The organism is Streptomyces sp. NPDC001315, assembly GCF_042896175.1.
GTDB lineage: Bacteria > Actinomycetota > Actinomycetes > Streptomycetales > Streptomycetaceae > Streptomyces.
On the sequence record NZ_JBIAWZ010000015.1, the window covers coordinates 135,010 to 146,360 of the forward strand.

The 11,351-nt window shown below is 71.0% G+C and carries 16 protein-coding genes and 1 pseudogene; 11 read left to right on the forward strand and 6 right to left on the reverse strand.

Going from position 1 to position 11,351, the window contains the following annotated elements:
• Window positions 1-1,836 carry a LuxR C-terminal-related transcriptional regulator gene (locus ACFY16_RS31590; RefSeq protein WP_390650618.1) on the reverse strand — a complete coding sequence of 612 codons (1,836 nt, stop codon included), beginning with the start codon at window positions 1,834-1,836 and terminating at the stop codon, window positions 1-3.
• 95 nt (window positions 1,837-1,931) lie between these two features.
• Between ACFY16_RS31590 and ACFY16_RS31595 the strand changes: the two genes are divergently transcribed.
• Window positions 1,932-3,017 carry a M12 family metallopeptidase gene (locus ACFY16_RS31595; RefSeq protein ID WP_390650619.1) on the forward strand — a complete coding sequence of 362 codons (1,086 nt, stop codon included), beginning with the start codon at window positions 1,932-1,934 and terminating at the stop codon, window positions 3,015-3,017.
• Window positions 3,018-3,444: 427 nt separating this feature from the next.
• A complete protein-coding gene (locus ACFY16_RS31600; RefSeq protein WP_390650620.1) occupies window positions 3,445-3,678 on the forward strand; it encodes a helix-turn-helix domain-containing protein in 234 nt (77 codons plus the stop codon).
• A gap of 50 nt (window positions 3,679-3,728) precedes the next feature.
• On the opposite strand, the gene ACFY16_RS31605 is transcribed toward ACFY16_RS31600, so the two are convergent.
• From ACFY16_RS31605 to ACFY16_RS31615, 3 genes are all read right to left on the reverse strand, one after another.
• Window positions 3,729-3,854: a hypothetical protein gene (locus tag ACFY16_RS31605; protein WP_390650621.1), complete on the reverse strand. Its 126-nt coding sequence runs from the start codon at window positions 3,852-3,854 to the stop codon at window positions 3,729-3,731.
• Between the two features lie 24 nt (window positions 3,855-3,878).
• On the reverse strand, window positions 3,879-4,334 hold the full coding sequence (locus tag ACFY16_RS31610) for a glycine-rich domain-containing protein (protein ID WP_390650669.1): 456 nt from the start codon (window positions 4,332-4,334) through the stop codon (window positions 3,879-3,881).
• A gap of 201 nt (window positions 4,335-4,535) precedes the next feature.
• Window positions 4,536-4,907 carry a DUF6415 family natural product biosynthesis protein gene (locus ACFY16_RS31615; RefSeq protein WP_390650623.1) on the reverse strand — a complete coding sequence of 124 codons (372 nt, stop codon included), beginning with the start codon at window positions 4,905-4,907 and terminating at the stop codon, window positions 4,536-4,538.
• Window positions 4,908-5,012: 105 nt separating this feature from the next.
• Between ACFY16_RS31615 and ACFY16_RS31620 the strand changes: the two genes are divergently transcribed.
• From ACFY16_RS31620 to ACFY16_RS31645, 6 genes and pseudogenes are all read left to right on the forward strand, one after another.
• A complete protein-coding gene (locus ACFY16_RS31620) occupies window positions 5,013-6,227 on the forward strand; it encodes a helix-turn-helix domain-containing protein (RefSeq protein WP_390650624.1) in 1,215 nt (404 codons plus the stop codon).
• Window positions 6,224-6,766, forward strand: coding sequence for a flavoprotein (locus ACFY16_RS31625; RefSeq protein ID WP_390650625.1), 543 nt, complete (start codon window positions 6,224-6,226; stop codon window positions 6,764-6,766). Before ACFY16_RS31620 ends, ACFY16_RS31625 begins: the two co-directional genes overlap by 4 nt.
• Before the next feature lie 89 nt (window positions 6,767-6,855).
• Window positions 6,856-6,990, forward strand: coding sequence for a hypothetical protein (locus tag ACFY16_RS31630; RefSeq protein WP_390650626.1), 135 nt, complete (start codon window positions 6,856-6,858; stop codon window positions 6,988-6,990).
• 216 nt (window positions 6,991-7,206) lie between these two features.
• Window positions 7,207-7,563: a hypothetical protein gene (locus ACFY16_RS31635; protein ID WP_390650627.1), complete on the forward strand. Its 357-nt coding sequence runs from the start codon at window positions 7,207-7,209 to the stop codon at window positions 7,561-7,563.
• A 5-nt stretch (window positions 7,564-7,568) separates the two neighbouring features.
• Window positions 7,569-7,730, forward strand: a pseudogene (locus tag ACFY16_RS31640) (phosphotransferase); the annotation flags it as partial.
• Window positions 7,731-7,800: 70 nt separating this feature from the next.
• Window positions 7,801-8,010, forward strand: a complete 210-nt coding sequence (locus ACFY16_RS31645) for a hypothetical protein (protein WP_390650672.1) — start codon at window positions 7,801-7,803, stop codon at window positions 8,008-8,010.
• Here the strand turns inward: ACFY16_RS31645 and ACFY16_RS31650 are convergent.
• The gene (locus tag ACFY16_RS31650; protein ID WP_355504145.1) at window positions 7,976-8,785 is read right to left on the reverse strand and encodes a TauD/TfdA family dioxygenase; all 810 of its coding nucleotides are present in this window, start codon (window positions 8,783-8,785) and stop codon (window positions 7,976-7,978) included. The genes ACFY16_RS31645 and ACFY16_RS31650 overlap by 35 nt on opposite strands.
• A gap of 299 nt (window positions 8,786-9,084) precedes the next feature.
• On the opposite strand from ACFY16_RS31650, the gene ACFY16_RS31655 reads away from it, so the two are divergent.
• Together ACFY16_RS31655 and ACFY16_RS31660 are read left to right on the forward strand one after the other, a co-directional pair.
• Complete coding sequence (locus ACFY16_RS31655) at window positions 9,085-9,603, forward strand: AAA family ATPase (RefSeq protein ID WP_390650628.1); 519 nt, start codon at window positions 9,085-9,087, stop codon at window positions 9,601-9,603.
• 120 nt (window positions 9,604-9,723) lie between these two features.
• The gene (locus ACFY16_RS31660) at window positions 9,724-9,909 is read left to right on the forward strand and encodes a hypothetical protein (RefSeq protein ID WP_390650629.1); all 186 of its coding nucleotides are present in this window, start codon (window positions 9,724-9,726) and stop codon (window positions 9,907-9,909) included.
• Here the strand turns inward: ACFY16_RS31660 and ACFY16_RS31665 are convergent.
• Entirely contained in the window at window positions 9,902-10,873 is a 972-nt protein-coding gene (locus ACFY16_RS31665; RefSeq protein ID WP_390650630.1) for a helix-turn-helix transcriptional regulator, read from the reverse strand. The two genes, ACFY16_RS31660 and ACFY16_RS31665, sit on opposite strands and share 8 nt — an antisense overlap.
• A 99-nt stretch (window positions 10,874-10,972) precedes the next feature.
• Here ACFY16_RS31665 and ACFY16_RS31670 point away from each other — a divergent pair, with 99 nt between their 5' ends.
• Window positions 10,973-11,344 (forward strand): hypothetical protein, encoded by a 372-nt coding sequence (locus ACFY16_RS31670; RefSeq protein WP_390650631.1) that lies wholly within the window; start codon window positions 10,973-10,975, stop codon window positions 11,342-11,344.
• Window positions 11,345-11,351 lie beyond the last annotated feature (7 nt).

Consider the following 11,351-nt stretch of genomic DNA (forward strand, 5'->3'; position numbering starts at 1 on the left):
TCACGCCGACCGTGACTCCGGCTCCTCCGTGACGAGCCACGGGAGGGCAGCGCGGTCGCCGGCGCCGAGGCGGGTGTAGGCGCTGTAGAGGTGGTTGCCGACGGTGCGGATCGACAGGGTGAGCCGTTCGGCGATCTGCCGGTTGCTGAGCCCGGCGGCGGCGAGGGTGACGATCTGCCGCTGGCGGGCGGTGAGTTCGCCCAGGGCCAGGCCGGACAGAGCCGGGGTGCGGGCGCCCTGGCAGCGGCGGGCGAGCGCGACGGCGCGGGTGCGGGAGGTGCGTGCGGCGCTGGGGTCACGATGGGCTCGTACGGCCTGGGCGTGCGCCTCCGCCGCGAAGAGCAGGAAGCCACGCTCTTCCAGGGCCAGGGCCGCCCGGTCCAGGCCGGGTCCGTCGCCGCGCGCGAGAGCCTGGGCGTGCGCCGCGAACACGCCGCCGGCGGGGAGGCGGCGGGCGGCCTCGTCGGGGGAACCGAGGCGGACGGCTTCGTGGAGGGTGTACGCGTCGCTCTCCCCGTTCCCGTCGTGCAGTGCCTCCAGCGCCCCCTCGACGTCCCCGCGGGCGGCCGCCGGCCACGCTGCCGAGGTGCCGTCGGTGACGACTCCCTCCGCGGTCGTGACGTCGCCCGTCTGGGCGGCGGCCAGGGCCAGTTCGGTGCGGCAGGCGGCGTCGTGCGGGGCGCCGCGCAGTCCCTCCCGGGCCCAGGCCGCCGCCTCGCGCAGCTCTCCTCGCAGACGGGAGAAGCGGGCTCGTACGGCCGCGTACTCGGCCGGCAGCGGTGCGCCCTCCGCCGCGAGCCACTCCCCCACGGGTGTCGGCAGCTCCCGTACGTCGGTGTGTTCGATGCGGTCTTCGAGTGCGGCTGTCTCGGTCTTGAGGGCGAGTTCGCGCTCGTCCGGGGTGCGGGCCAGCCGCCTCGCCCGCAGCCGGCCGGCCGCGGCCCGCAGCACCGGGCCGTGCAGGGGGTGGGCGAGGCGGACGGCACCGTGGTCGTCGATGCCGATCAGGCCGTCGGTCTCGAGGCGTTCGAGGATCCGCAGGTCGAGGGCGTCGACGTCCAGCGGGAGGGGCTCGGCGAAGGCGAGGCGGTCGAGGGTCTCACGCTCGTCGGGGCAGGTCCGGTCCAGGAGTGGTGCGCTGCGCTCGCGGACGGTGGTGGTCACCGGCACCGGTCCGCGCCAGGCACGCTCGTCGGTGTCCGGGATCGAGGTGAGCGCCCCCTGTTCGCGTACCGCGCAGAGCAGTTCGCGCAGCAGCCGCAGATCTCCCTGGGCGAGGCGGTGCAGCCGGTTGACGGTGAGCGGTTCGAGGGGGCCGCCGGCCCCTGCCACGAGCAGCTGTGCCGTCTCCTCGCGGGGCAGCGGCTCCAGCGCGAGGCGGGGGAGCAGTTCGCCGGTCCACAGCCGGGTCACCGCGGCGGGCGCCGGGGCGCCGTCCGTCGCGACGACCAGCAGACGAGTGCGGCCGTGCACGGCGAGGTGGTGGACCAGGGCGGCCGAGGCGTCGTCGAGCAGGTGAGCGTCGTCGACCAGCAACAGCCGTACGCCGGTGAGCAGTTGGACGGCCCGGTGCAGGGAGACGGTCTCGGGCAGCAGGTGGGCGAAGGCGGCGAAGGGGAGGCCGCGGGTCTCGGGGGTCCCCGCCACTCTGGCGCAGTCGGTGCCGCGGACGGCCTCCGTGGCGAGCCGGGTCCTGCCGCGGCCCGCCGCTCCGGTCACCACGATGCCGGGCCGTCCGGCGCCCAGAGACCGCCGGACCAGCTCCAGTTCGTCCTCTCGTCCGGTGAACGGCCAGGGCAGGCCGAGGGTCTTCGCGTCACGTTCGAAAGTCGTCACGACGGTATGAGCCGGGATACTCACCCCTGATACAGGGTGACTTGAGTAGCCCCCGACTCAGGTCTCCGGTGTGCGGTCCACGGCAGTCTGGGTCCATGACCGCCCGCTACTGCTCCCTCGCGCAGCAGTCAGCCCCCGCGTTCGCGGCCGGGCTGACCGCCGAGCGGCTCAGTGCGCTCATCGGCGGACGTCCGATGTGGGTCAACGGCACGGTTCTGCACTACTGCTTCTTCGACGGCGACGCCGACGGGTCCGTGATTGCCGTACCGGGAAGCGGGGAGACCCGGCGGGTGTCGTGGGTCGGCGCCAAGGAGCAGCGGGACGTCGTGCGCGAGTGCTTCCGGGAGTGGCAGGACCTCGGCATCGGGATCTCCTTCGTCGAGGTCGGCGACCGCTCGGAGGCGGAGCTGCGCATCGGGTTCCAGCTCGGCGACGGCTCCTGGTCGGCCGTGGGCAAGGACGCGCTCCAGGTCGGCCTGAACGAGCGCACCATGAACTTCGGCTGGGACCTGACCGCGCCCGGGGAGCGCGGGACGGCCCTGCACGAGATCGGGCACGCGCTGGGCATGCTGCACGAACACCAGAGCCCGTTCGCCGGCATCCACTGGGACGACGAGGCCGTGTACGCGGATCTGGCGGGTCCGCCGAACTTCTGGAGCCGGGACAGGACGTTCTTCAACATCCTGCGCAAGCTGGACCCGTCCGAGGTCAACGGCTCGGTCTGGGACCCGCTGTCGATCATGGAGTATCCCTTCTCGTCGGGGCTGATCCTGGAGCCGGAGCAGTTCCGCGGTGGCCTGAACCCGCCCGGCGGTCTCTCGCCCCTCGACAAGGAGTTCGTGCTCCGCTGGTACCCGCCGCTCGGCCCGCAGCGGCCGCCCGCGCTGGTGCCGTTCCGCTCGGCGCCGCTGCGTCTCGGTCCGGGTGAGCAGGCCGACTTCGCCGTCGAGCCGTCGGAGACCCGCGAGTACACCGTGGGCACCTTCGGCGACAGCGACACCGTCGTCGTGGTCTTCGAGGAGCGGGACGGGGAGCCCCGCTTCCTCTCCGGACAGGACGACGGGGGTACGCCGCACAACGCCACGGTCAGGGCCCGTCTCGTCAAGGGCCGCCGCTACTTCGTCCGGGTGCGCCTGTACTCCGCGTGGGGTTCGGGCGAGACGGCGGTCATGTGCTGGTGAGCGCATGGCCGGCCGCGCACGGACGCAGAAACCACTGTCCGGCGCCGGGGGAAAGGGTCGAGGGACGTCACCTTCGGGGGAGGGGGACGTCCCTCGACCACGCCGAGCGCCCGGGCGTCAGGGACCTTCCTGTCGTCCGGGCGCTTATGCGTTGGGTGGGGGTGATCTCGTCGAAGAGGTTCAGCATGTCGTCCAGCAGCCCTGCTCGTCGGTCATGTGGCGTCGCCTGTTCGGTGTGCTGGTGGGGGTGGGTGGGGGGTGCACGTAATCGTGACCGGGTGATTACTGTTTGACAATAGGTCAATGATCACGTCACTCGAACGTGCGTTTTAGTCGGTCAAGGCTTGCGATCGTGACACTTGCCTGATCTGGAAATGTACGGTCGGCGATACAGACAGCCGCTCATGATCGCGGAAGCGTGTGGCGGGTGCCATCCGTCCCGCCGCTCGACTGGGTCCTCGCCCGCCGCCGGGCCATTGGCGACCGCATCCGCGACGCCCGACGCGGCCGGAAGCTGTCACAGGAGAAGCTCGCGGAACTGGCAGGTATGGACCTGCAGGCCATCAACAGGATCGAGATGGGGCACCAGGCCGCGTTGATCGACAACCTGATCCGCATCGCCGACGCCCTCGACTCCCCGCTCGCCGACCTCGTCCGCTGAACAAAGGCGGCCCGGCCGGCAGGGTTCAACGACCGGGCCATGTACTGCTGTCAGCCCTTGGGCGGGATGATGAATACCCGCACCGGCCTGGGCTCCGGGTCGCGTGACTGCGGTTGCTGAGCGCGCTTCCACGCTGCCACCAGATCCGCGTACCGCGGGTCGATCCACTCGGACATGCGGCCTCCCTTCACGGCGAGAGGCTAGACGACACCGGGCTTCGGCTTGGGCTGGACCACGATCGGCCCCGAGTCATCCGAGTGCTGGCACTTCGCGGCGACCGACACGAGGGACTCGTCGTCCGGCGCCACCCACAGCTCGTCGTCCGTCGTCCAGCCGAGCGCCGCGATCGCATCGCGGGTCCGGACCAGGACCGACGGGTCGTAGTTCTCCGGGCCGTACCCCGGGAGGTGGTGCACGAACTCGCCGTCGAGCTGCTGGCACAGCTCCGCGTACATCGCAGTGTGCAGCAGCAGCGCGTGCCAGCCCTCATCGACGATCCGGGACAGCGCGAGGCCACCGCCCGGGTTACGGGAGCAGGCCGCCACGAACTTCAGGGCCTCCTCGACGATCCGGCCGGCCATCTCCTCAGCCATGTCCGGGTTCGCGTCCATGACCGTGCCGCGGCAGGAGGCGAACTGGGCGTCGGTGATGAGCATGCGGGGCAGTGCCGGCTGGTCCGGGCCGGGGATCGGGGCAGGATCGGGGCCAGGGTTCGGAGGTACGCTCACAGTGATCTCCTTCGCTGGTTGCGGATGAGGTTGAGCGCCCGGGCCGGGTTCTTCGCGGGATACGGTCCGGGCGTTCCTGTCGCCAGGCGCGCGGTGGGCGCAGGCCTTCGGCAGGAGTCTGGGGTGTGCTCAGTTCGTGCCGAGGTTCTCGAAGTGGTCGCACAGCGCCCTCACCGATCGCGCCAGTTTCACCGCGACGGACAGGCGGACATCGTTGGTGTCGCCGTCACCGAGCCGGAGCCGCATGCGGGCCTCGCCCACGCAGGCCAGCGCGCACGCTCGGGGGATGTCGTCCTTCGGCAAGCTCAGGCACGCGGTCTCCACCTCGGGGATGAGCTGCTGAATGTGGTCCCGCAGCAGGACGAACAGATCCCTCAGCTCCTCGTCGGCGACAGAGGGAGAGATCTCGCCCAGCAGGAGGCGGACGGACTCGAGCATGGTGGCGATGTCCAACGGAACTGCCGACGCGGCAGTATCCGGGCGGGCTGTTTGATGCGCCATCGCTTACGCCTCCACGGTCACGGTGATCCGTCTCACACACGGACCGTAGGACGCGGTACAACAGAAGCGGGCACGCAAAGTGCGTGCCTTGCTCGGGGGTACGCAGTGGACACTTCTGGCATCGGCCGCCGCATCGCCTACTGGCGAGAACGGCGCGGCTTCACCCAGACCGACTTCGGCCAACTCATGGGCCAGACACGGCGCTGGGTGCAGGACATCGAAGGCGGGAAACGCCAACAGGACCCGCGCCTGTCGGTACTGGTGCGCGCGGCTGAAGTCCTGCGCATCCCCATGGAGCAGTTGTTGACCGACAGCCCGCCCGTACCACCCGCGGGCAACGCCCCGCCCGTCGAAGCCTTCGGCGTCATTGACGCCCTCTACGGGCCCGCCCCCGCCGCCGACCCGCCCGCGCTGGCCGTGTTGCAGCGAAGACTCGTCTACTGCTGCGAAGCGTTCCAGGCCTGCCACTACGCCACCCTCGCCCGCGAGTTGCCCGGGCTCATCGTTGGAGCCGGGCAAGCCGCACATGCCGCGCCCGCCGGCGCAGGGTCCGACGCGCAAGCCCTGCTCTCCCGGGTCTACCAGCTGGTGACGTCGTACCTGCACAAGTACGGGTCGGCGACCGCGATTCAGGCCGCGCTCGCTGCAGACCGTGCGCTGGTTGCGGCCGAGCAGTCAGGAGACCCGGTTCAGATTGGGGCTGCAGCGCGACGGGTGGCGAAGAGCCTCGTCTACCAGCAGCGCCCGCAGGCGGCCGTCGAGTTTGCGACCGCAGCCGCCCAGCGTCTGTCCGACGGCCTCATCGACCGTGGCGCTCTCGGCCTGTCCACCCTCGGCATGCTGTACCTGTCCGCCGCGTTGGCCGCGTCCTCGCAGGAGCGGACGACCGCCCGGGTGCGCGCGGCCACCGACTATGTGGACGAAGCCGGAGATGTAGCTGACCGTCAGGGCGGCGATCGGAATGAGGACTGGACAATGTTCGGCCCGACCAACGTCGGCCTGCACCGGGTGGACATGCTGATTCGCTTCGAGGACGGATGGTCCGCGCTCGAAGCCGCCGACGCGCTTGCCCCCGAGGCCCTCGCCGGGCTGACCCGGGAGCGGCAGGCCGGACATCATGTTGCGATGGCACGCGCGTCGCTCTTGACACGGCGTAAGGACGCCGCGGCGACGGAACTCCTGGAGGCCGACAGGCTGGCACCCGAAGAGGTAGAGGGCAGACCAGACACGGTGAACCTGGTGAAGGACGTGGTCGGCGCAACAGCGAGCCCGGGCAGCGAGTTGCGTGCGCTGGCCGAACGCTGTGGACTCCGTGCATGACGAGACCGGTGTTGTACCTGATCGCCTGCGCTGCAGGGCCCACCCAGTACATCGACGACGGCGTGCGCGCCGGCCAGGCCGATGGGTGGGACGTGTGTTTGATCCTTACTCCGTCCGCGGCCAGTTGGTGGGAGCCGCGCCTGGGCGAGTTGGTGGAGCTGACTGGGCATCCGGTGCGGTCGCGGTACAAGTTGCCGTGGGAGTCGGATGTGTTGCCGAAGGCGACGGCGATGCTGGTGGCGCCGATGTCGTGCACCAGCCTCAACAAGTGGGGTGCTGGGGTCTCGGACACCGTGGCGATCGGTATCCCTTCGGAGGCTGTACACATGGGTGTGCCTGTCGCGGCGATGCCCTACTTCAACCAGGCGCAGGGCGCGCAGCCTGCGGTCGCGAGGTCGGTTGCCGCGCTGCGTGAGCAGGGCGTGTTGGTGCTCGACGGGCCGGATGGGTATGAGTCGCATCCGCCGAAGCAGGGGAACCCGCGAGGGTTTCCGTGGGCGCGGGCGTTCGCTGGCGTGCGGCGTCTGGCTGGCGTCTGACCGGACGCGTGAAGCGGGCGCCGTTCTCGCTACCCTTGATCTATGTCCCCCACCCTTCCGCCTCTGGTGCCGTGCGTCCTGCTGCGGTCGTGAACTCGGCGGTCCGGGCTGTCGTGTGGCGTGCCCAGGGCAGGGCGTGGACGCGTGCCGAGCAGGCCCTGTACCGGCTGCTGGTGGATGAGTGGGTGGCGGCCGAGCAGGCGGAGATGACCACCGCCGCCTGAGCCCGGACGCACGAAGTGGTCCCCGCCGCCCGAAGGGATGTTGTTGGCGAATTCCGCTCGACGGCTCAGGGTCGCCTTGCACCCGTCCGGTGGACGGGGTGTGCCGTCGGCGAGTGTGACACATTCCCAAAAAGTGTCACACTGTGCGGACCTGCGAGGTGGGCGCGGCGGATTCGCCAACGGCATCCCCGAAGGCAGCGGGGGCCACAGGACGCGGTGGCACGCGGCGAGTGGACGTACGAGGTGCACTCGGCCGACGCGGGCACTGATCTCTGTCGGGACGCGCTGTCCTGGTCCCCGTTCCGCTCCCCGGGCCACGCCCGGGCGGCGGGCGAGGCGCCGGCCCGGCTGCACCTCGCGGCGGAGGGTTTCGACGCGCCGCGCAGGCGGGCACAGCCGCTCGTCGCGTCGTACACGGTCTTCGCCTCCGAGGACCCGCTCCGGGCGCTGGAGGAGTACGTGGCCGAGCGGCCCGCGCTGGCGGAGGGCCTGGCCGGTTTTCCCTGGCGCGAGGACACGGAACGCGTCCTCATGCCGCTGTACGCGCGGCTGGCCCCGCACTCGCGGGCCTGAAGCCGTTGTGGACGCACAACGACTGGCACGCCTCGAACCTGCTGTGGGGCGAGGACGTCGAGGTCTCCACGGTCCTGGACTTCGGCATGAGCGACCGCACGACCGCCGTGCACGACCTGGCCACGGCGATCGAGCGCAACGCGGTGCAGTGGTTGCAGCCCGGCTTCCCGGTGCGTGAGGAGGACGCCGTCGCCCTCCTCGACGGCTACCGTTCCGTGCGGCCCCTCCCCCGCCGAATTGGCCGCCCTCCCCGCCCTTCTCCCGCTGGTCCACGCGGAGTTCGCGCTCTCCGAGCTCGGCTACTTCCACGGCGTCACCCGCTCGGCCGAGAACACCCGCCTGGCGTACGCGTACTACGTCGGCCACGCGGAATGGTTCGCCGGGGAGGGTGGCCGCCCGCTCCTGGAGCGGGTCAGGGAGCGGTCCTCAATGGTTCCACTCCGATGACCTTGCGGTACACGCGGGCGCCGTCGCCGTAGTCGTCGACGGCGTAGTGCCAGGTGGCCTGGTTGTCCCAGAGGACGAAGTCACCGGGACTCCAGCCGAACCGGATCGTGTAGTTCGGCGAGGACGCGTGCCGGAGCAGATGGTCGAGCAGGACCTTGCCCTCCTGCTCGGTGACCCCGGTCAGGCGGATCGCGGAGGTGCTGATGAACAGGCCCTTGCGGCCGGTCACGGGGTGTTCGAGGACGACGGGATGCTCGACGGTCTCGTCGACCGTCTTGCCCTTGTTGCCCTGCGCGTAGTGCACGGCGTTGCCGTCGTAGACGGCGTTCACGGACTCCAGCAGCGCCTTGAAGGGGGCGGAAAGGTCGTCGTAGGCCGCCTGGAGGTCGGCCCACAGCGTGTGTCCGCCGAGTTCGGGCACCTCCTCGTAGGTGAGCGACTCGATCGCGAACACGGGGCTGCGCCACAGTCCGCCGATGTGCCAGGTGCTGGCCTTTCCGGTCTGCCGGACGTTGTACGGGTAGACGAGCGGATTGGCGGGGTCCTTCACCGCGGTGGGGTGGTCGAAGGGCTCCGCGAAGATCCGTACCGCCTCGACGTGCTGATCAGGCGTCAGATGCTGGCCGCGGAACACCAGCACCCTGTGCTCGGCGAAGGCCCGGCGCAGTTCGTCGGCGGTGAGGTCGTCCACGGGCCGGGTCAGGTCGACGCCGGTCACCTCGGCGCCGAAGCGCGGTCCGACGCGGCGTATGTCAGGGCGTGCGACAGTGGTCATGCCGTCTCCTCGGGCAATGGTGCGGGGTGAGTTGTCGTGCGGGGACAACGGGGCAGGCACCGGCCTCCGCGGGCGAGTCGCGGGGGGCGGCCCGGCGCGAGGCGGGGCGCGGGCGGATGTCAGGCGCGCGGACAGCAGGACGCGCCCATGCGCGCCAGATCCACGTGCAGCCTGCGGAACAACGCCGGACCGGTCACCTCGTCACGGTAAGCATCCGTCGGCGCGCGCCGCCAGAGCGCAGTATTGCGCGCCCGTGAACATTTGACCGTCCCTCGGCTCGGCTCCGGCAGGATGACGGCATGCTCATCGTCCTCGGCGGTCTCCCCGGCACCGGAAAGACCACACTCGCCCGGCTCCTGGCCGCCAGACTCGGAGCGGTCCACTTGCGCGTCGACACCATCGAGCAGGCGCTCGTCCGCTCCGGGCTCGCACGGCACCCGGTGGGACCGGCGGGATACGTCGTCGGATACGCCCTGGCCGGGGACCATCTGCGGCAGGGGCTGACCGTGATCGCCGAGTCGGTCAATCCGCTGTGCGTCACGCGGGACGCGTGGCGGGAGGCCGCCGTGCGGGCGGGCGTGCCCGTCGTCGAGATGGAGGTGTGCTGTTCCGATCCGGTCGAGCACCGGCAGCGGGTGACCTCGCGGTCGGCCGACATCGCGAATCTGCCGCTGCCCGACTGGCGGCAGATCGTGGAGCGGGAATACGAACCGTGGGACCGCGAGCACATCGTGGTCGACACCGCTGGGCAGACGCCGGCGGAGTCGCTGGAGTCCCTGCTGCGGGCCGCGACGTTCCCGGCGGCCGATTCTCATTGATGGTGGCTGTCTGTCCGCCGTACGATCCGACGGACATCCGTCGAGCCACGGGGGGGCCGCCATGCTCACGACTTCCGGCAGCACGGTTCAGGAGCTCAGGGACCTGATCCTCCTCGCCACGTGGCTGCGCCGGCCACCGCCGCCCTGTGCGCCGTCTTCTTCGTGTCGTTCGTGACCGGCGCGCGCAGGCACAGGGCGGCCGGCGAGGTGGCGGCTGCCGCGTACAAGGTCAGGAGTGCCGCGGCCACCGGCGCTCTTGTCCTGTTCCTCTGCGGCGGCTGGGTGACGCTCCTGCTGCTCAGATAGCGGCCTCCCCGTAACGGTCCGCCGTGCGGCGCGCCTTGTCCAGCAACTGCTGTCGCACTTCGGCGGGCTCGAGCACCTCTGCGTCCGGTCCGAAGCCGAGCAGCCGACGACACGCCGCCAGGGGCGAGTCGAAGTGGAGGACCAGCCGGTGCCAGCCGGCTTCCGGGTCGGAGGTCGCACGCGCGGCCGAGGTGGTGTCGCCGAGCACCTCGGGGAGGGCCGCGAGTCCGGCGGAGGTGAGCCTTACGGTGACGGGGAGTCGGTCCAGGCTCGCCTCGAACTCCGTGGTCCAGCGGCTCCAGAACCCGGCCAGGTCGAAGTCGGCGGGACGGGTGAAGATACCCGGAAGCAGCTCCGCCGCGGCGATGCGCGACACCCGGTGTGCTCTGGGCGCGCGGGCCGACCGGGCCACCAGATACCAGACGCCCGCCTTGGCCACCAGCCCGAACGGGTCCACGGTCCGCGTCGTCGTATGGCCGTCACGGGCGTCGTGCGTGATCCGCAGCCGCCTGTCCTGACGTACCGCTTCGACCAACGCGGGCAGGTGCGGCACCAGTTCGGGCGACCTGAACCACGCCTGCGTGTCGATGTGGAAGCGTGCGGCCGCAGCGTTCGTGCGGTCGCGGCTCGCCGCCGGGAGAGACGCCAGCAGCTTCAGCCGCGCCTGCGGCAGCGCTTCCCCCAGCGCGATCCGCTCCAGCGGGCCGCCCGCGGAGACTGCCAGCAGGGCCGTCGCCTCCTCGGCGCTGATGCCCAGCAGCGGGCTGCGCCAGCCGTCCAGCAGTCGGCAGCCACCACCGGGACCGCCGCTCGCCACGACCGGCACTCCGGCGGCGCCGAGCGCCTCCAGGTCGCGGTAGACGGTACGGACCGACACCTCCAGCTCGGTGGCGAGTCGACGTGCTGTCATCTGCCCTCGGGACTGCAGAGCCAACAGCAGGGACAGCAGCCGGTCCGCTCGCATCTCTCGATCACCTTCCCGCACTCCTTTGACTGACAAAGGGTGTCAGCCATAGGGCCGTAGCGTCCGGCGGAGCAGTCCCGACGTCCGAAGGAGCAGCACATGATCACTGGTTACGTCATCGGCGAAAGCCTCCGCCCCGGCGCCGTGTTCGCGCCGGGCGGGCTGCGCGTCCGCGCCGTGCGCAGGCTCGACGTGTCGGCGAGTGCCGCCGACGGGCAGCCCGGGCTGTGGACGCTCATCGAGTGGGAGACCGACAGTGAGGACGTCGGCGGGATCGCCGACGCCCTCGCCGAGGCGCTGGAGCCGGAACACGGGTGGTACGCCGACTTCACCCTCGGGGACGAACGCGTAGTCGCCTTCGCCGGCAAGGTCTTCCGCTATCGGCGCGGCGACGCGGCGGGCCGCGCCGAGGCGATCGCGTACGGGCGGTCGGTGGGCACTCCCGAGCATCAGCTCGACTGGACGGAGTGACCCCGGC